Origin of the sequence: Chryseobacterium sp. T16E-39 (genome assembly GCF_002216065.1) — a bacterium.
Lineage (GTDB): Bacteria > Bacteroidota > Bacteroidia > Flavobacteriales > Weeksellaceae > Chryseobacterium.
This window is the reverse complement of sequence record NZ_CP022282.1, coordinates 2782752-2803857: the sequence shown is the minus strand read 5'-3', so window position 1 is coordinate 2803857 and position 21106 is coordinate 2782752. Positions and strand designations below refer to the sequence as shown.

Below are 21106 nucleotides of genomic sequence, written 5' to 3'. Positions count from 1 at the left end.
TAAAAGTCTCGTGTCTCGACTCTTAAAATCTCAAAGTCTTATATACCTTCTTTAGGGTGGTTTTAGCGGTGGGGCTCACCTGTTCCCATTCCGAACACAGAAGTTAAGCCCACCAGCGCCGATGGTACTGCGAAAGCGGGAGAGTAGGTCGCCGCCAGTTTTTATTTAAAAGTCTCATACATTTATTTGTATGAGACTTTTTTTTTGGTACATACATTATCATTATCCATACATACCCAATCAATAATCAATAATTGATCAATCATAAATGATCAATGATTAATGATAAAAGATAAGAGATAAGAGACAAGAGATAAATGTTGATTAATAGGTAACAGGAGTTATGAGTTATGAGTTATGAGTTATGAGTTATGAGTTATGAGTTATGAGTTATGAGTTATGAGTTATGAGTGCGAAGTAATCTGTCATTATTGATCAATGCTCCCTTCTAATATATTCCTTACTACTACTACTACTACTACTACTACTACTACTACTACTACTACTACTGATTGCCTTATCACTAGAGGTGGGCTTTAGCCCGCCTTCAATAAAAAGTGCAAAAGCTTATTGGCTTTAGCCAAAACTTAGCTGTGGACATACAAAACTCTCAAATCTCCATTTTCAACTTTCAACTTTCAATTTTACAACCATACTGTTATTTAAAGAATAAGATTCATTTGATTCTTCTTATTTTTGATAATAAAACTCCCATAAAAAACTCGGACTTAAATAATAACTATCAAAAGCTAATTCCCATTGAAAAAACAAATTCCTCTATTCATCCTTTTCCTTCTCATTGTATCGCATACCTATGCCCAATCATTAATAGTTCCTAAAGTCCTGGCTTTTTATACCGCTAAAAATGATCTTGCCCATATCAGTTATGTAGACGAAGCGAATCAATATTTTACTTCTTTGACCCAAACTAAAAAACTAGATTACACTTCAACAAATAATTGGGAGAAAATGGTAATTGATACCCTCTCGAAATATGATGTCATCCTATTTTTAGACACCCGTCCCGAAAAACCAGAACAACGTGAAGCTTTTAGACAGTATATGGAAAAGGGAGGGGGATGGATGGGATTTCACTTCGCCGCTTTTTCATTACACTCATCCGCATATGATAATAATTGGAGCTGGTATCATGATACTTTCCTGGGTTCCGGGGAATATAAGAGTAATACCTGGAGACCCACTAAAGCATTCCTTGAGCGGATCACTAAAAATAAGTTCACCCGATCATTACCTTTATTGCATGCACCAGCCAATGAATGGTATTCCTGGAAAAATGATCTTACCAAAAATAAAGATATCCAAATATTATATGCTATCGATCCCAAAAGTTTTCCCTTAGGAACAGGACCCAAACAACATGAAATATGGACCCAGGGTTTTTACCCCATCATTTGGACCAGTACAAAATACAATATGATCTATTCCAATATTGGACATAATGATATGGACTATGAACATCAGTACAGTAAAGACCAAACAAAAAGCCTTTCTTCAACTTTTAGCAGTAAAGAATATACCCGGTTTATAATTAGGGCGATTAATCACCTGGCAAGAGAAAAGAGAAAAAGATTTAATAAAGAATAAAGAATAAAGAATAAAGAATAAAGAATAAAGAATAAAGAATAAAGAATAAAGAATAAAGAATAAAGAATAAAGAATAAAGAATAAAATAATAGCTAATAATAAATAAGAAATATACATCCAAATACTTTTATAGCTGTTACAATATTTTCATTCCTTATATCGTAAAACTCTTTTTATTTTTCTAAAACCCAACGTAAGTATAGGTCCTTTTAAGTCGAATATTCTTTTTTATTCCCAAAATCAAAAATAAAGACCCTTACTTTTTACTATTTTCCATTCGGATATCCTCCTTTCCCTTTTCAAATTTCCACTTTCCACCATAGTTTTCATCTTTTTCCCAGTTATTCTTCTGTATTTTTTCCTCCAGCTTGCTTAGTTTTTCCTCGTAGTTATTACATTTTGCTCTGTTTCTATCGCATTTATAATAAATCCCCAGTTAAAAGCTTAAAATTTTTCCACTTGCCTTTCAGTTAGTTAAGGGTGAATATGAATTAAAAGTAAATTTTATGTTAAATAGATTTGGAAGTGTAGGGTAATAAGCTCTACTTTTGCACCACTGAAAACGAGAGATAGTAGGTAGCGCAGAAGAACAGTAATAAAGAGAAACTTTAAAAAATAAATGAGAATTTATTTTGAAAAGTGAGAAAAGTTTGTATCTTTGCAATCCCAATTAAGGGAGCGCAGAAGTAGAGAAGATTGAATGAATGATTTAGGATTTAGGGTTAACAATAAACTTTAAAATTTCTTAAAAAACATTTGGTCATATTAAAAACATTTATTACTTTTGCACTCGCAAATCGGTAGCTAAAACGACAGAAAAATTAGCTACAGTATAAAGCGGAAGAAAAGAGATCATTGAAAAATAGATATAACAACCAAGTAAGGAAAAACTAAAGCGTCAAAACTTTGAGTGAGTCAGACAAACATACAATGGAGAGTTTGATCCTGGCTCAGGATGAACGCTAGCGGGAGGCCTAACACATGCAAGCCGAGCGGTAGGGTTTCTTCGGAAACCTGAGAGCGGCGCACGGGTGCGGAACACGTGTGCAACCTACCTTTATCAGGGGGATAGCCTTTCGAAAGGAAGATTAATACCCCATAATATATTGAATGGCATCATTTGATATTGAAAACTCCGGTGGATAGAGATGGGCACGCGCAAGATTAGATAGTTGGTGAGGTAACGGCTCACCAAGTCAATGATCTTTAGGGGGCCTGAGAGGGTGATCCCCCACACTGGTACTGAGACACGGACCAGACTCCTACGGGAGGCAGCAGTGAGGAATATTGGACAATGGGTGAGAGCCTGATCCAGCCATCCCGCGTGAAGGATGACGGCCCTATGGGTTGTAAACTTCTTTTGTATAGGGATAAACCTTTCCACGTGTGGAAAGCTGAAGGTACTATACGAATAAGCACCGGCTAACTCCGTGCCAGCAGCCGCGGTAATACGGAGGGTGCAAGCGTTATCCGGATTTATTGGGTTTAAAGGGTCCGTAGGCGGACTCGTAAGTCAGTGGTGAAATCTCATAGCTTAACTATGAAACTGCCATTGATACTGCGGGTCTTGAGTAAAGTAGAAGTGGCTGGAATAAGTAGTGTAGCGGTGAAATGCATAGATATTACTTAGAACACCAATTGCGAAGGCAGGTCACTATGTTTTAACTGACGCTGATGGACGAAAGCGTGGGGAGCGAACAGGATTAGATACCCTGGTAGTCCACGCCGTAAACGATGCTAACTCGTTTTTGGGTTTTCGGATTCAGAGACTAAGCGAAAGTGATAAGTTAGCCACCTGGGGAGTACGTTCGCAAGAATGAAACTCAAAGGAATTGACGGGGGCCCGCACAAGCGGTGGATTATGTGGTTTAATTCGATGATACGCGAGGAACCTTACCAAGGCTTAAATGGGAAATGACAGGTTTAGAAATAGACTTTTCTTCGGACATTTTTCAAGGTGCTGCATGGTTGTCGTCAGCTCGTGCCGTGAGGTGTTAGGTTAAGTCCTGCAACGAGCGCAACCCCTGTCACTAGTTGCCATCATTCAGTTGGGGACTCTAGTGAGACTGCCTACGCAAGTAGAGAGGAAGGTGGGGATGACGTCAAATCATCACGGCCCTTACGCCTTGGGCCACACACGTAATACAATGGCCAGTACAGAGGGCTGCTACCAGGCGACTGGATGCTAATCTCGAAAGCTGGTCTCAGTTCGGATTGGAGTCTGCAACTCGACTCTATGAAGCTGGAATCGCTAGTAATCGCGCATCAGCCATGGCGCGGTGAATACGTTCCCGGGCCTTGTACACACCGCCCGTCAAGCCATGGAAGTCTGGGGTACCTGAAGTCGGTGACCGTAACAGGAGCTGCCTAGGGTAAAACAGGTAACTAGGGCTAAGTCGTAACAAGGTAGCCGTACCGGAAGGTGCGGCTGGAACATCTCATTTTAGAGCGTCTTTAGACGATAAAAAAACAAAGGTACTTAAATGTACCATGCACTTACTTAAAGAGAAGCTTTAGTTTTTTATTTGGTTGATATATTAAAAAAAATACACACCCACTAGAAATTAGTATCAGAGGGAGAGAGATTTTAGATTATAAATTATAGATTTTAGATTTGAAAATTAATTTAAAATTCAAAATTTAAAATTTAAAATTAATGAAGTCTCGTAGCTCAGCTGGTTAGAGCGCTACACTGATAATGTAGAGGTCGGCAGTTCGAGCCTGCCCGAGACTACTAATTGAAAAGACGGGAGATAAAAAGACAAGAGATGTGAGACAAATGATAGTCTCAGTTCTCAAATCTCTTCATCTTCAAGTCTAACTAGAGGGGGAATTAGCTCAGCTGGCTAGAGCGCCTGCCTTGCACGCAGGAGGTCAAGGGTTCGACTCCCTTATTCTCCACTATAGATGGTTTAAACTTAAAAAAGCAGATAGAGCCAAATACAATATTTGCGGATTATATCATCGATAGAATAAAGATCATTGACATTAACGGTAAAAATATCACAAAGAGATAACCGAGCACTTTCGAGTGCCGAGTTTATAAAAATAGAGTTCAACAATTAATTGTTGGATAAAAAAAATACTGAACTAATATAATTATTAGGAAAGAAATCGTTAAGGGCGTATGGCGGATGCCTAGGCTTTCAGAGGCGACGAAGGACGTGGTAAGCTGCGAAAAGCTCGGGGGATTGGCACACACGAATTGATCCCGAGATGTCCGAATGGGGCAACCCGGCTGGTTGAAGACCAGTCACCTCTTAGGAGGAGCAAACCCGGAGAACTGAAACATCTAAGTACCCGGAGGAAAAGAAATCGAAGAGATTCCGTAAGTAGTGGCGAGCGAAAGCGGATTAGCCCAAAAGCTTTTATATGTTTAATAGAATGTTCTGGAAAGAACAGCCATAGAGGGTGATAGCCCCGTATATGAAAGGCATATTTAAGTGATAAATGAGTAGGGCGGGACACGTGAAATCCTGTCTGAATATGGGGGGACCATCCTCCAAGGCTAAATACTCCTGAAAGACCGATAGTGAACAAGTACTGTGAAGGAAAGGTGAAAAGCACTTCGAATAGAAGGGTGAAATAGAACCTGAAACCGTACGCCTACAAGCGGTCGGAGCCCACAAGTTGGGTGACGGCGTGCCTTTTGCATAATGAGCCTACGAGTTAATTTTACTAGCGAGGTTAAGGACTTCAGGTCCGGAGCCGGAGCGAAAGCGAGTCTGAATAGGGCGTATAGTTAGTAGGATTAGACGCGAAACCTTGTGATCTACCCATGGGCAGGTTGAAGCTCTGGTAACACAGAGTGGAGGACCGAACCGGTTGACGTTGAAAAGTCTTCGGATGACCTGTGGGTAGGGGTGAAAGGCCAATCAAACTGGGAGATAGCTCGTACTCCCCGAAATGCATTTAGGTGCAGCGTCGTATATAAGTTTATTAGAGGTAGAGCTACTGATTGGATGCGGGGGTTTCACCACCTACCAATTCCTGACAAACTCCGAATGCTAATAAATGTTCTACGGCAGTGAGGGCATGGGTGCTAAGGTCCATGTCCGAGAGGGAAAGAACCCAGACCAACAGCTAAGGTCCCCAAATATATGTTAAGTTGAAGCAACGCGGTTGGACTGCATTGACAGCTAGGATGTTGGCTTGGAAGCAGCCATTCATTTAAAGAGTGCGTAACAGCTCACTAGTCGAGCGGTCCGGCATGGATAATAATCGGGCATAAACATATTACCGAAGCTATGGATTTACAACCGTTGGGTTGTATCTGGTAGGGGAGCATTCTATTTGCGCCGAAGCAGTATCGTGAGGTATTGTGGAGCGGATAGAAAAGAAAATGTAGGCATAAGTAACGATAAAGGGGGCGAGAAACCCCCTCACCGAAAGACTAAGGTTTCCTCAGCCATGCTAATCAGCTGAGGGTTAGTCGGGACCTAACGCGAACCCGAAAGGGGTAGTGGATGGACAATGGGTTAATATTCCCATACTTGCTCACACTAAAAAGGGGACGGAGTGCCGTACTTACTGGAGACTGACGGAATAGTCAAGGCCTAGCCTTCGGGCGAAGCTGCTGTAGGGAAAGTGCTTCCAAGAAAAGCCGAAGTGAAGCAACCCGTACCAAAACCGACACAGGTAGTCGAGGAGAGAATCCTAAGGTGCTAGAGTGAATCATGGTTAAGGAACTAGGCAAAATAGTCTCGTAACTTCGGGAGAAGAGACGCCATCAGCAATGGTGGCCGCAGTAAAGAGGCCCAGGCGACTGTTTATCAAAAACACAGGACTCTGCAAAATCGAAAGATGCAGTATAGGGTCTGACACCTGCCCGGTGCTGGAAGGTTAAGGAAGGGCGTTAGCGTAAGCGAAGCGTTTGACTGAAGCCCCAGTAAACGGCGGCCGTAACTATAACGGTCCTAAGGTAGCGAAATTCCTTGTCGGGTAAGTTCCGACCTGCACGAATGGTGTAACGATCTGGGCACTGTCTCAACCATGAGCTCTGTGAAATTGTAGTCTCGGTGAAGATGCCGAGTACCCGCAATGGGACGAAAAGACCCTGTGAACCTTTACTATAACTTCGTATTGACTTTGAGTAAGTAATGTGTAGGATAGGTGGGAGACTTTGAAGCAGGCACGCTAGTGTTTGTGGAGTCAACGTTGAAATACCACCCTTTACTTACTTGGAGCCTAACTTCTTTTAGAAGGACATTGCGTGGTGGGTAGTTTGACTGGGGTGGTCGCCTCCAAAAGAGTAACGGAGGCTTTCAAAGGTACCCTCAGCACGCTTGGTAACCGTGCGTAGAGTGTAATGGCATAAGGGTGCTTGACTGTGAGACCTACAAGTCGATCAGGTGCGAAAGCAGGACATAGTGATCCGGTGGTTCCGTATGGAAGGGCCATCGCTCATAGGATAAAAGGTACTCCGGGGATAACAGGCTAGTCTCCCCCAAGAGCTCACATCGACGGGGAGGTTCGGCACCTCGATGTCGGCTCGTCACATCCTGGGGCTGGAGAAGGTCCCAAGGGTTGGGCTGTTCGCCCATTAAAGTGGCACGCGAGCTGGGTTCAGAACGTCGTGAGACAGTTCGGTCTCTATCTATTGCGGGCGTTAGATGTTTGAGAGGGCTTGATTCTAGTACGAGAGGACCGAATTGAACAAACCTCTGGTGTATCAGTTGTACCGCCAGGTGCACTGCTGAGTAGCTACGTTTGGAAGAGATAAGCACTGAAAGCATATAAGTGCGAAACTCGCCTCAAGATGAGACATCTTTTAAGGGTCGTGGGAGATGACCACGTTGATAGGCTATAGGTGTAAAGGCAGTAATGTCATAGCCGAGTAGTACTAATTACCCGTAGATTTATAGCCTAATAAGGCGCACGAAAGTGCAGCAAGGTTACCTCTTTGTGATTGTTTTTATCGATTAAAACAGACAAGAGATGTAAAGATAAGAGAAAAGAGACTAAAAGTCTCGTGTCTCGACTCTTAAAATCTCAAAGTCTTATATACCTTCTTTAGGGTGGTTTTAGCGGTGGGGCTCACCTGTTCCCATTCCGAACACAGAAGTTAAGCCCACCAGCGCCGATGGTACTGCGAAAGCGGGAGAGTAGGTCGCCGCCAGTTTTTATTTAAAAGTCTCATACATTTATTTGTATGAGACTTTTTTTTTGGTACATACATTATCATTATCCATACATACCCAATCAATAATCAATAATTGATCAATCATAAATGATCAATGATTAATGATAAAAGATAAGAGATAAGAGACAAGAGATAAATGTTGATTAATAGGTAACAGGAGTTATGAGTTATGAGTTATGAGTTATGAGTGCGAAGTAATCTGTCATTATTGATCAATGCTCCCTTCTAATATATTCCTTACTACTACTACTACTACTACTACTACTACTACTACTACTACTGATTGCCTTATCACTAGAGGTGGGCTTTAGCCCGCCTTCAATAAAAAGTGCAAAAGCTTATTGGCTTTAGCCAAAACTTAGCTGTGGACATACAAAACTCTCAAATCTCCATTTTCAACTTTCAACTTTTCCTAAACAAATTACTCTAATAGATTATAATTTAAAATTTTATAATGCCAATACCGCACCAGTTCTTATTTTTAACTTTGATTATCAACGTATATCACTTGATGTTATTGATATTATTTTGTTAAATAGTATTAAAATGTTATGTTTGCGGTAAATCGCATTATATAATATGAATAAAACACTATTTAGGATTGGTTTACTTCAATCCGTATTCTTTTGTTTCAATGGGCTTTATGCTCAGTCTACTGACTCAATTAAAACAGCTAAGATTGATGAAGTAGTTGTAACAGCTTACGGGGTGAAAAAAGAGAAAAAGGCCCTAGGGTATGCCTTTCAGGATGTAAAAGGGCAAACATTGGTGGATGCCAGGGAAAACAATGTTACTAATGCATTGACAGGTAAAGTTGCAGGACTTCAGATTATCAAAGGAGGATTTGGACCAGGAGCATCTTCAAAGATTAACCTTCGGGGGTTTACTTCTATTAAGGGGGATAATCAGCCATTAATTGTAATAGATGGAATGCCTATTAATAATTCTGCTGGGGTGAAGGGTAAGGCTCAGGAAAGTGCCATTAAAAATAATGATTTCTGGAATCCGGATATTGATATGGGTAACGGATTAAGTGATATTAACCCAGACGATATTGAAAGTATTTCTGTTTTGAAAGGAGGGGCAGCATCTGCACTATATGGAGCTAGAGCTGGTAATGGAGTTATTCTTATCACGACAAAAAGTGGAAAGAGGAGAAATGGTATAGGTATTACCTATTCTACCAGCTTAGGATTTGAAAACCTCTTTATGAAACCTGAACTTCAAAGTGGTTTCGGTAGGGGAAATAATGGGCTTGCTAATCCTGCCGGCGACAATTCGACTTTAAGTTGGGGTCCTGCTATTGAAGAATCAAAAGTTAATAATAATTTAAAAAACTTTTTTAAAACCGGGACAAATACCCAGCATACTTTAAGCTTTCAGGAAAGTTTGGGAGAAGGAACCAGCTTATATACTTCTGCTAATTATCTTTATAATAATAGCATGATTCCCAATTCGAAATATGAAAGGTGGAATTTCATGGCGAGGGTAAATTCGAATTTTGGAGCTCAAAAGAGATGGACGTCGGATATTAAAGTCCAGTACATAAGCACAAATTCTAATAATAGACCATCAGCTGGGCAAGGAGATGGCAATTATTATCCTAATATATTATTATTACCTCGTGATATTAATATTAAAGAATATAGGGAGGGAATGGATCAGAATAACGTAAAACAGAGATGGATTACAAATGATGGAATAAACCCTTACTGGGCGGCATATAACAGGCTTAATGAAGATAAGAAAGATCGGTTTTTGTTAAGTGGCTATTTAAAATATCAATTTAATGATTGGTTGAGTGCAGATACCAGGGTAGGAACAGATTTCTACTCTTTAAATACTGATTCAAGAACATGGACAGGCTCTAAAATGGATAATTCTTATAATACGAGTCAGGAAAAATTTTATGAGAATAACTATATAGGCAGTATTACTGCAAAGAAAGATAATATATTTGGTAAATGGAGTGGTTCACTTTCTGTGTATGGGCAGATGATGGAGTCTAGAACAAAAGCAATCTATCTGTCAGCACCTAAATTAGTAATTCCAAATCTTTTTAATATTAATAATTCTGACGGAAATCCTACTATTGCAGAAGTTATTTTAAATAAGAAAATAAACTCTCTATTTGGCGCTGCTGAAATTAATTATAACGGGTACTGGTTTATTAATGCAACATTGCGAAATGATTGGTCCTCTACTTTAAGCCTGGAAAATCGTTCTTACAGATATTCATCGGTAAGTACCTCATTAGTGCTTACGGATATGATAGAAAAGCTTTCGGATAAAAAATCAGATATTCTCACATTTGCTAAATTAAGAGCATCATATGCGGTTACTGGTAATTCATTAGACCCCTATGAACTTTACAATACCTACATAATTAAAAAAGATCCTAATGGCAATATAGCAGCAGAAAGAAAAAAAACACTATATGATGCTAACCTTACGAATGAAAAGTTGAAGGTTTTTGAAATTGGGGCTGATATTAAATTATTCAATAGAGTTTCTGTAGACTTTAGTTATTATGATTCCCGTGCGGAAGATCAGTTGTTGGATCTGCCTATGAATCCGCTATCAGGATATGATAACCGAAAAGTGAATGCCGGATTAATACAAAATAAAGGGATTGAAATTGTTTTAAATTCTGATGTTCTCAAAACTGAAAAGTTCATATGGAATGCCAATATTAATTTTTCACAAAATAATAATACAGTTAATAAACTGGATGGAAAAATATTACAATATGGATTAGGAGGTTTCGATGATGTTTCAATCGTTGCGGCAGTGGGAAGAAGATACGGAGCAATATTTGGTTCCAGGTTTTTAAGAGTGCAGGATGAGAATAGTCCTTATTATGGGAAACTAATTTTAGGAAGTAATGGTTTACCACAAATAGACAGAGGTCCTTATTTTTTAGGAGACCAATCTCCTAGAGCGTTATTTGGATTTACAAACAGTTTCTCGTACAAAAATATAGGATTGTCATTCCAAATTGATGGCCGTATAGGAGGAAAGTTTTTTTCGGCAACACAAGAAGCATTACAGCGAACAGGGCTTGCAAAAGAAACAGCTCCGGGAGGGAAGCGTGACAAATTTGTCGTAGATGGAGTGATCAGTAATAATGGAAATTATACAGCGAATAATGTAGAAATTACTCAACAGGATTATTGGGCTGCAGTGACAACGGGAAATTTGGGAATAACAGAACAGAATGTTTATGATGCAACTAATATCCGTTTAAGAAACGTTCAGATTTCGTATAATTTTCCAAAACAATTATTTGAAAACTTTGCCCTTCAGAGTGCGAAAATAGCATTTACCGCCAACAACGTTTGGATGATCTATAGTAAAACAAAAGGGATAGATCCCGAGTCCGTTTTTGCGATCAGTTCAAATGCGACGGGCTTTGAAAACTTTGCTTTTCCCACAATGAGATCTTATTTATTCACCATTACTTTAGGTTTTTAATACATACTAATACAATGAAAAAATATATAATTCCTACTTTAATTGCATTTTTGACTTTATCAGGATGTAAAGATTTTGACGAAATTAATGTAGACCCTTTATCTCCAAATGCCAACCAGGTAGAGCCGCAATATTTTTTAAACAATTCAATTCTTGGGGCTCAACAAGATCCCAATATTGCAGAAAGAGTTTTTGTTCTTTATTGGAAAACGGCTGCAAGACAGCATCTAACTACTGGTATTGCCGGAGCAGCAGATAATGATGCCTGGTCCGTAGAATATTGGAAATACCTTTCAGAGTGGCTTAATAATGCAAATGCGGCCATTGAAATTGCAAACAGTAGAAAAGAAGCTGGAAATTCACAGCCACACTATGATAATTTAATTCAGGTTTCACGTATATGGAGAGCATATCTGATGAGCGAGTTTTCAGATAATTTTGGACCACAGCCTATTCAGGCTTTTCAGGGAATCAACCCTGAGTTTAATTCAGAAAAGGATGTCTATTATTTTATTTTAAATGAATTAAAAGATGCGACTGCAAAAATGAATCTGAATCAGCCTATTCCTGCTGAGAGTATCTCTAAATATGATATGGCATATAAAATGAATTGGACTAAATGGGTAAAATACGGGAATTCTATGCGTATGCGAATTGCTATGCGGCTATCCGAAGTAGATCCTTCAAAAGCGAAAGCCGAATTTGAAGCGGCTGCGAACTCCAATATGTTTATCAGTACGAGTGATGATAATTTTACAATTGCTGAAAAAACTGGATGGGATGCTCTTACAGGAGTCATGTCCAGAGAATGGAATGCACAATTGTTATCCGCTACATTAAACAATATGTACATCGGCTTAGGGGGAATCAATTCTACAGACCAGTTAAGTGCAGATAAGCATAGTGCCGTAAAAGCTGGTGATTATATTGGGGTAAAGTATGACGAACAGTTTACAACGTTAACGAATGATCCCTCTGCCGGATATTGGCTTGATGGTCTTCCAAATAAAATAGATCCGAGAGCCTATAAAACATTTTATATTCCCGGAGATTTCTCGAACTCGATTTATTCATATTATCCTTCATATACGAACGATGCAACCACTAATTCAGGGGTTCTTACATTTTCAAATAATAGTACTGACACCATTAGTACAGTTAATACCTGGAATGCATTTGCGATCGGAAATTGGGGGGTGAAAGGTCAAAGAAATGGATTGAGAGGTTTAATTGGTCGTGCACCTGCTCTCGGAAAGCAATACAGGGAAAGTGCCAGCTCAAGAATATTTTTTGCAAGTTGGGAATCTTATTTCTTAATTGCTGAAGCTGCTTTGAAAGGATGGGCAACTCCCATGAATGATGAAGCTGCTTATAATAAAGGGATACAAGATAATTTTACTTATAATGGTGTCTCTCAGTTCTATGGTCAGTATATTGTTTCAAATGACTATAACAGAGATGGAACTTCTGTTGCTTATGGGCATACTGCAGAGCCTGGGGCGACCCATATTATGAAATATAAAGATCCTGCTAATAACAACCTGGTTTCAGTTACGATTAATTATCCGGTTAATACCATTTATAAAAACGGAGCTTTTAAAAATGATAAATTAACGAAGATCATTACGCAGAAATATTTGGCTAATATGCCGTGGCTTCCATTAGAATCATGGAATGATCACCGTAGATTAGGGCTTCCTTTTTTCGAAAATCCTGCTATAGAGACTCCTTTGATTAATTTACCCTCCATTACAACAGGCAATTATATGACGAACTCAATTAAGAATTTCCCTCAGAGGTTAAGATATCCAAGCAGTTTCAGAAATTCTGATCCTAATGGGTATCAGAAAGCCGTGCAGCTTTTAGGAACAGAAGATGCGGTGCTTACTCCACTGTGGTGGGCAAAACATTAATAAAAATTATTTTTTAATCCTCGTTCAATACTGAATGAGGATTTTTTATTTTAAATAAAATTAAAGAGGGCCTATGGTGAAAATGATTCTGCTATTATAGGCTGCGGCAGGAATTGTTACCGATACCCCTGTAAGTTCCAACTGCAATGGAATGTTGCTATACGAGGCTAGTGCTAAAACAGCTGTGATTCTAAACAATTCGACATCAGATAAAGTAATGGGCTGATAAGTCGTACCTCCAGTAATAGTACATAGTAGACATACTGTAGTTCCATTTCCTGTTCTTTTGATATTTAATACTAAGGAATTATTCCATGTTGGATTTGCGATATAGCGTACAGATACCTTTGCTGCGCCTAACAATAGAGGAACACTTGCTGTTAAAAGAATCTGATTGGTTGCACTTTCATAAAGTCCTGCATAATTGGTACCAGCCTCGGTTATAGACGGAATAGGTACCGTCCAGTTGGTACCCCCTACCGTTAAAGTTTGTGAGCTGGCACGCCCTGTTAATAATATGAATAAGAAAATATATAGACTGCTTGCAGAAAACTTTACTTTTTTTAAAAGATCAATATTGTATTTCATTTCATTCATTTTATTCGGTGATTGTATAGGTAATGACAACGGGAGTGTTGGTACGTGCTGATAAGTTAGCATACGTATTACGGACCAGGCTGATGGTAAGTCTATGTCCATTGTTGGCCCCATTTCCAGTAAATGCTCCTCCAATTCCTGTAATAATATTCACGGAGGTTGTGGTGAGTGTTACCTGTGCAGTAGGAGTTCCTAAAGTACCGCCTCCGGCACCTGAAGCAGCAGCAGCCTGCAATTTTATATCAATTCCGGGAATAGTCTGATTAATGGAAGCTGTGACTCTTCTGGTAAGACCGCCCGCTGCAATGGCAGAGGTGTAATTGACCCATTTGGTGGTATTCACTGCTGGATTTGTAAGGGCTAATCCCGCTTCGGTAGGAGCTACAAAATTCATTGCGATGCTTCCTGTAGGCTCAATATCTAATAAAGTTACAACAGGTAAGGTTACAGCAGTTGTGATCTGCGAAAATATTTTACCAGATAATAACAGGAAAATTATACAGAATCTGATTGATAGCAATTTCATTTTTGTCTTTTTATTGTATTATAGCCCACTTTTATACTTTCCTTCTGATATTTAACTTCAGTTTGTTGTTTTATGACTTCAACGGTTAGGGTTTTAGTTTCTGATGACTTCAATGTAAAATGAAAGTTATCGACTGAAATTTTATACCTTTTATCTAATCCATTTCTGTAAAGCTTAACATTCCATTCTCCCGGACGCAGATAAGTGAAATCAAAACCTTCCCCTATAAAAGCAACTTTCCTGTAGATTTGTTCACCATTAGAAGCCTCGATAATAATACTCTCTTTTTTCTTTTTCTCTTTCTTCAATGAGAGCTGAGCAAAACTTATCTGATCTTTGTCCGCCGTTTCATTAAATTGTATAGTCCCCTGAATATTTGCTGCTGTAGTTAACCCAAAATTAAATACATTCTCTTTATTGGATAAGATTACAGGAGCAGGGAGGCTGATGTCTGAGATATCATTGATTTCAGTAGTAGACCGATCTATTTCAAGTAAGTAATCTCCCGGGCTTACATTTTTAAATATAAAATTCCCGTTTTTATCAGTTACTGAAAGATGACTGCCCATTACAAGCCTGATACCTTCTGTCTTTTTTACTCCAAGGTTACCAATGTTTCCGGAAAGCGTTGTGTATTCAGCTATTTTTTTTACGGGAACATTAAGGCGCCAGGTGTAGCGTAATGAAAATATAAAATCTTTATTTCCTAACTCACCTCGTTGTAAAGCATATCGTCCGGATACATCAAACTCATGTCCAGGAAAAATGCGTTGACGAAAAAGGACTTCAAAAAGATTTCTGTCATTGAAGTATTCCTCAGGAATATAGTTGTTCTGATAGAAAATACTGAGTTCGGTTTTGGGAGAAAACCGGCTTACTATCCGGGCTCCATAATAAATTTGTTTCTCATTCTTCATTTGATAGCGCGATGTTATGGCATAGCTTCCAAATACATTAAATGAAGTTCTGAATTTTTCAAAAGATAAATTGGCACTGTAAAAACTTGAATTGCCCGTAAATCCAATAAGATAATTATCTGTTTTTCCTAATTGACCCTGTACATTTACCAGAAATATACCGATCTGCTGATCAATGCTTAACCTGAAGAACCTTTCATAATAATCGAACTGTCTTGGTTCCAGTCTATCCTGGTATTTTTGATATCCATTATAAAACATCGCCGTGCCACTTCTCGAATACTTATAGCTGACTCCATATTGAAGATAATTTCTATAAGGAGCAGCCAGAAATAAAGTATCCCGTTGGAAATTTCTGGCATCTTGAACATAGTTCGCAAAAACGTTAAATCGTGAGGAAATTTTATACTGTACATTTCCGTTAAATGTACTCGTATTACTAAAATAACCTGCAAATTTAGGACTTGATCTCATGTACATGATATTCCCATTGATTCTTTCGTAGCTTCCCAGGACCTGAATCATATAAGCGTTTCCTTCGGTTTGGTCGGTTTTGCTGTATGCCACTTCTCCGGATACATCCAGGTTTTTGTTAATTTTGAACTTTCCGGTTGCATAGGGGAGATGCGCATTTGAATCCAGCCTGAGACCACTAAAACTTAATACTGTTTCATCTAATCGTGGAATTTTATACAGATAACCGGCAGTAATTTCAGATTCTTTATTCAGCTTATAAGTGGAGTAGACATTGAATTCATCTTTAATATCACGGAAAAATCTGGGATGGTTATAAAAACCACCAATACTGAATTTTTTAAAGTTATAACGCATTTCCCCTCCACGTCCATACCTCGCGTATTCTGTAAGATAAGAAGAAGAGTAGGTTTTGTCCCCCAGATGGACAAAATAATTATCCCGTCTGTAATTAATGAAATATTCTTCGTACTGGGTAAATGAATTAAATTGAACAGGATTTGAAGTTACTGCGTGAAATTCCAGTGTTCCCTTATTTTCTTTATCTAGTGTCCCCTTACCATATAACTCTCCCTGAAATCCGTCATGATATTCTCCTCTGTTCTTCATGCCAATAAAAGCCAGGGAGGCTGAAACCGGTAAGCGTTGGTAGATGTCGTCCTCACTCGGTTTGGTAGAAATTATTTTAGTACTGCTATAGGCAGTTTGGTTTTCTTTTGGGTTATCTGTTGAATATACAGACAGATTAAGGTTTTGATATTCGTTTTTTCCTAAGTCAGGATTCGTATTTTTAGTAACATTAATTATTTTGGTTTCACCGGGTGGTAAAAATAAAGTAGCATCGTGATCTACAACGGCATTTTTGCTTTCCAGAATTAATTTTTCGGTGACATTTCCGCTATTTTTAAGTAGGAAAGTAGAAGTAATCGTTTCACCTGCTTTTACATATTCAGGAGAGTTTATAGATGTAAGCGTGAGCTTGCGGACTCCTACAACATCTATGTCCAACTTTTTTACAATTTGTTCACCTGTATTTTTTTCATTGGCGCGTAATGTTACAGTATATTTTCCATGGGGTGTTTCAGTCGCAATACGGAGAGGAACAATATATAAGGCCGTTTGAGATGGCTCTATTGAAAACTCATTTTTCTTTAAAATAGGAATAATGTACTGATTTGAAGTTTCAATCCAGATATCATATATTTTCTTTTGAGAGGTGGTGTTTTCCAGAGAAAAGGAAATAGAGGTAGCTGTTCCCGGCAGTAGACTATCTTTTTTGACAATTTCTCTAGATTGTTGCTGTGAAAAAATAAGTGCTGGGAATAGTATGATAAGATATAAAGCCCAAGTTTTAATCATTTTTTACTTCTAATTCCACATTAAGAGCAAATGCATTTTCATCTTCATCAGTTGCAATAATGACCGCATTGTATTTGTCGGGGGGCATTTTACTAATATCAATGGGAAATAATTTGGATGTCTGAGGTAATAATCCCATTGCCTGGGTGGAAAAAGTACCTACCTTTTCTCCGCTTTTCCGATTGTATATTTCGACAGATGCACTGGATTTACAGTAGATTACTCCGTGATTAGCAATAGCGATCTTTAATATTCGCTTGCCCTCTTCTTTATCTATTTTTATACTTTCAAATTTCAGATCGGGTTTTACCTTTTCAGAATCATAATCTGTAATGATCTGGATAGCATATCTTACAATAGAAGTAATATTTACTCCCTGTTTGCTATCACTTGGTTTTATGTCTTCTACAGGCTCGACGATGATTACACTCCAATAACTACCTGCCATGGTAAGATTATTGGGAATAGTGATTTCATAAAAGACTTCAGTTTTCTCTTTGGCTTTCAGCGTAAGGAAAGTGGTATTAAGTTTAATCCAGTCTGCATTTGTTTTTTCATTGGTGTGTGGGGTCGTATAATAGATAGAGCCATTTGACTGATAAGAAAAATCCTGTAAGAATATTTTTACATTTTGAGAGGTACTCCCTGTATTTTGTAAGGCAATTTTTCCTTTGTAAACCTGGCCGTTTTCTACTTTATAGCTGTGGGTAAGTCCATTAAGGACTACAATACTTGCATTTAAAAATACAAAAGGCAGGATAAAGAAAATTAGTATATAGATACGCTTTATCATTCTCATTGAGGGTTTTTGAGTTGAATATCAGGCAATAGAGAATAAGAAGAAATTACGTAGTCAATTTCTTCTTATTCAAATATGTATTTTCAGATATTAATTGTCCGAAATAGTATAGGTTACAGTCGCAACAGTAGTTGCTGTTGCTTGTAGATCTGCATAGGTCGCTACTCCACCAGGCCCACTACCTGCTGCTAAAGCATAGGTTAGATTGTGACCGTTATTGGCACCATTCCCTGTATAAGCACTACCAATTCCTGAAATAATGGTTTGATCTGCGGCACTTAATGTTAATAGAGCTGAAGGTGTTCCTAATGTCCCTCCTCCAGAACCTGTAGCTGCAGCTGCAGTAACGTTAATATCTACTCCCGGAATTAATGCATTTAATCTTACAGTAACGTTACGTGTAGGATCTGCAACTGATTTTATTGAAGAATAGTTGAGCCAAAGTGTTGTATTTGCAGGACTTGCTACAATAGGTTGCCCGGCTTCTGTTGGAGCGGTAAATCCTAAAGTAATGTTTTTAGTAGCTGCAGGTTCAATGTCGACAAGAGCGACCTCTGGAACACTAATCGTTATTGTGTGATTGTCTGTGTTTGTGTCTTGTGCACTTACATTAGCCGAAATTGCGAAGGCAATTAAAGATAGGGATAATGGAAATTTAAATTTTTTCATGGTAGTTAGTTATGGTTAATTTCTAAGTGAAGGTAATAAAATTAAGGTAAAGAATAAAAGATTTTATAAATTTTATGATTTATTAAATCCTTATTTTAGATGGGATGCATGGTATATTTTTTGTCACAAATTAGAGAAATAATAATTTTAAAGATCTATGTCAATACCTTGATTTCACCTATTAATTCAAGGATTGATGAGTATTACAATTATACTTTTACAAAAAAAGCCTTGCACACAAACATGCAAGGCTATACAATTTTTTAGATCAATTTTTATTACACCCAGTGGGGATCTGAAATCGAGGTTTTTCCTGTTTCTATTCTCCCTGAAAAATGCCAGGTATGATCCCGAATAGTCAGTTTTAAATCATACCATCCTTTATTTTTATTCAGGCTGATAGGTAATCTTTCTTCATTTTTGTTGAAGCTGATTGTTTTGCTGTTTTTCTCATAAAGATCTTCCAGAAGTACAGAAATGTTTTCTTTTGTATTCTTTTTGAAGATCAGTTGAACCCCGGTATTTTGGATATCATTTATTAATTGAATTTCAAAATCAGGTTTTTGAGTTCCTTTGAATTTCCTAAAGAAACCATTCGGACCAAAGACTTCGTAATCATACCTGTCAAAAGATACAGAATGTGATAATTTCTGTTTTGAATACAAGGCATATGAAAAATAATAATTCCCGTTTTCAAATTTTGTCCTGTCATAGATCAGTAAAGGAATTCCTGCCTCTTTAAGATTGGTCATGGTAATATGCTCACCCTCCAGATTGACATGATAGTTGTAGGGTAATGCATTAGAAGGCTTTATCCCTCTTTCCTGAATTTCCAATAAGGTATCACTAAGCTCATTTTCCGAATGCCATTTTAGATCTGGAACAGGTTTATTTTTAGCAGCATTGATGGTTTTTGCATATTCCTTCTGATCCAGATAATCCATCTGTGGTGCTTTAACATTAGAAGAGTTGAAAGCTGAAATAAGATCTCCGCAAATAGCCCTTCTCCATTCGCTGATGTTCTCCACAGTAGTATCCTTATTGAATTTTTTCTTAATAAACTTCTCAAGAAACTGCAATACAGAAGTATGATCTGAAACTTCAGAATTTACAAAGCCCCCTTTTGTCCATGGCGAGGCTATGATCATAGGTACTCTGTATCCCAAACCGACGGTTCCTTCAATACGTTCATAATCTTTTACCTTGGGAGAAGACATATACTCCTGGTTTTTATTCACATATTCCGAGCCCTCTTTCCCGTTCATATCAACAGGCTGGCTTGGATTTAATGGAGGGGCAAATGGCAAAACATGATCAAAATATCCATCATTTTCATCATAATTAATAATGAAGATGGTTTTTTTCCAGGTTTCAGGATCTTTTGTAAGAATATTTAAAACCTCAGAAATGTACCAGGCTCCATACCAGGGTGAGCCGGGATGGTCTGAAAAATGTTCCGGAGCAACCAGCCACGAAACTAATGGAAGTTTTTTCTCTTCTACATCTTTACGGAACTGGAATAATACATCTCCTTTTGGGACGACTAATTTTTCTCCATGCTCATCATTTCCTATTTCTAAATTCCAAAAATCAGGATCTCCCGAATTAGTGGTAAACGCCTTTTCATGAAGATTCCTGTCCTTCTGGGATAATTTTGAATAATTATCCGGATGATATTTTATCAGATCTTCCTGGAGTTCTGCAATCAATCCTTCTAATTTTTCTTTTTGATTGGGATTTTTTTCAATTTCCTGTTTCAGGTAATTGATAATATTAGGGATGTTTTTATAATATCCTTTTGAGAATTTGACATTAAATGATGAAAACCATTCGATAGGATTATCTGTAAAATTACTTAGCCAGGCTTCCTGTTCTCCGGACATTCCCTTGGGAAGGCTGATTTCATTTTGATATATCTTCCACGAAACATTTTGATCTTCTAATATTTCGGGAAAACTTTTCCATCTCGCCTGATGGTTCTTATCATAGTCAATATTTTCATTATAAACATTGGCTTTTACTTTACCGGTTTGCTGCTCTCTTAAAGTTCCTGACCAATGAAAAAGACGGTTCGGCGTCGTACCGGTAAGGGAAGAACAAAAATATTGATCGAATATGGTAAATGCATCGGCCAGTTGATAATAAAATGGTAGATCTTCACGGTTATAATAGCCTAAGGTAAGTGGGATGTTTTTATAATCTTTATTTCCTGAAGATTTTGATTGTAACCACTGGTCGTATTTTCCTTTATTAAAAGCTTTTTGTTGGTCGGACCAGGAGTGAGGCAATGAACTCATCCAGGTAGATTTTGTATTTCTTAAATCTAAACGGGCAGGAGAAGCATATTTCCCATCATTTCCTTTCTGAAAAAAAACAGATTGTCCATCTTGTTTTACGAAAGCTTTCTTATCAAGGAAGCCCCTTACACCTTTTAATGAACCGAAAGCATGATCAAATGAACGGTTCTCCTGCATGAGAATAACGACATGTTCGGCATCGTAAAATGTGGATAAAGCAGCGGGTTCTATAGTAAGTGCTTTTAAAATGGAAGGATGTAAGACACTTGAAGTTCCTAAACCAGCCAACAACAAACTTGACTTCTGTAAAAATTCTTTTCTGTTCATGTTGAAT

The 21106-nt window shown here is 38.1% G+C and carries 9 protein-coding genes, 2 tRNA genes and 4 rRNA genes; 9 read left to right on the top strand and 6 right to left on the bottom strand.

Features of this window, described 5'->3' with window-relative positions; genetic code table 11:
* The first annotated feature begins 52 nt into the window (after nucleotides 1-52).
* The 9 genes from rrf (CEY12_RS12635) to CEY12_RS12595 all read left to right on the top strand — a co-directional run bounded on the left by rrf (CEY12_RS12635) (nucleotide 53) and on the right by CEY12_RS12595 (nucleotide 13134).
* Nucleotides 53-160: ribosomal RNA gene (gene rrf / locus CEY12_RS12635) — 5S ribosomal RNA — on the top strand.
* Nucleotides 161-759: 599 nt separating this feature from the next.
* Entirely contained in the window at nucleotides 760-1605 is an 846-nt protein-coding gene (locus CEY12_RS12630) for a ThuA domain-containing protein (protein ID WP_089028028.1), read from the top strand.
* Between the two features lie 927 nt (nucleotides 1606-2532).
* A 16S ribosomal RNA gene (locus tag CEY12_RS12625) occupies nucleotides 2533-4049 on the top strand.
* 216 nt (nucleotides 4050-4265) lie between these two features.
* Nucleotides 4266-4339 (top strand) — tRNA-Ile (locus CEY12_RS12620).
* Between the two features lie 93 nt (nucleotides 4340-4432).
* A tRNA-Ala gene (locus tag CEY12_RS12615) sits at nucleotides 4433-4506 on the top strand.
* 206 nt (nucleotides 4507-4712) lie between these two features.
* Nucleotides 4713-7471, top strand: a 23S ribosomal RNA gene (locus tag CEY12_RS12610).
* A gap of 147 nt (nucleotides 7472-7618) precedes the next feature.
* Nucleotides 7619-7726: ribosomal RNA gene (rrf, locus tag CEY12_RS12605) — 5S ribosomal RNA — on the top strand.
* Together the 16S, 23S and 5S rRNA genes with 2 tRNA genes alongside form the textbook arrangement of a ribosomal RNA operon.
* Nucleotides 7727-8326: 600 nt before the next feature.
* Complete coding sequence (locus CEY12_RS12600) at nucleotides 8327-11221, top strand: SusC/RagA family TonB-linked outer membrane protein (protein ID WP_089028027.1); 2895 nt, start codon at nucleotides 8327-8329, stop codon at nucleotides 11219-11221.
* Between the two features lie 14 nt (nucleotides 11222-11235).
* On the top strand, nucleotides 11236-13134 hold the full coding sequence (locus CEY12_RS12595) for a SusD/RagB family nutrient-binding outer membrane lipoprotein (RefSeq protein ID WP_089028026.1): 1899 nt from the start codon (nucleotides 11236-11238) through the stop codon (nucleotides 13132-13134).
* A 60-nt stretch (nucleotides 13135-13194) separates the two neighbouring features.
* Here CEY12_RS12595 and CEY12_RS12590 read toward each other — a convergent pair whose 3' ends face one another.
* The 6 genes from CEY12_RS12590 to CEY12_RS12565 all read right to left on the bottom strand — a co-directional run bounded on the left by CEY12_RS12590 (nucleotide 13195) and on the right by CEY12_RS12565 (nucleotide 21099).
* Nucleotides 13195-13722, bottom strand: coding sequence for a hypothetical protein (locus tag CEY12_RS12590; RefSeq protein WP_228409693.1), 528 nt, complete (start codon nucleotides 13720-13722; stop codon nucleotides 13195-13197).
* Between the two features lie 10 nt (nucleotides 13723-13732).
* Entirely contained in the window at nucleotides 13733-14257 is a 525-nt protein-coding gene (locus CEY12_RS12585; protein ID WP_172821035.1) for a hypothetical protein, read from the bottom strand.
* A complete protein-coding gene (locus tag CEY12_RS12580; protein WP_089028025.1) occupies nucleotides 14254-17007 on the bottom strand; it encodes a hypothetical protein in 2754 nt (917 codons plus the stop codon). Before CEY12_RS12580 ends, CEY12_RS12585 begins: the two co-directional genes overlap by 4 nt.
* Entirely contained in the window at nucleotides 17000-17800 is an 801-nt protein-coding gene (locus tag CEY12_RS12575; protein ID WP_089029865.1) for a WxL protein host-binding domain-containing protein, read from the bottom strand. The genes CEY12_RS12580 and CEY12_RS12575 overlap by 8 nt, the downstream gene beginning before the upstream one ends.
* Nucleotides 17801-17896: 96 nt before the next feature.
* Entirely contained in the window at nucleotides 17897-18475 is a 579-nt protein-coding gene (locus CEY12_RS12570; protein ID WP_089028024.1) for a hypothetical protein, read from the bottom strand.
* Nucleotides 18476-18753: 278 nt separating this feature from the next.
* A complete protein-coding gene (locus CEY12_RS12565; RefSeq protein ID WP_089028023.1) occupies nucleotides 18754-21099 on the bottom strand; it encodes a phosphocholine-specific phospholipase C in 2346 nt (781 codons plus the stop codon).
* Nucleotides 21100-21106: the final 7 nt, after the last annotated feature.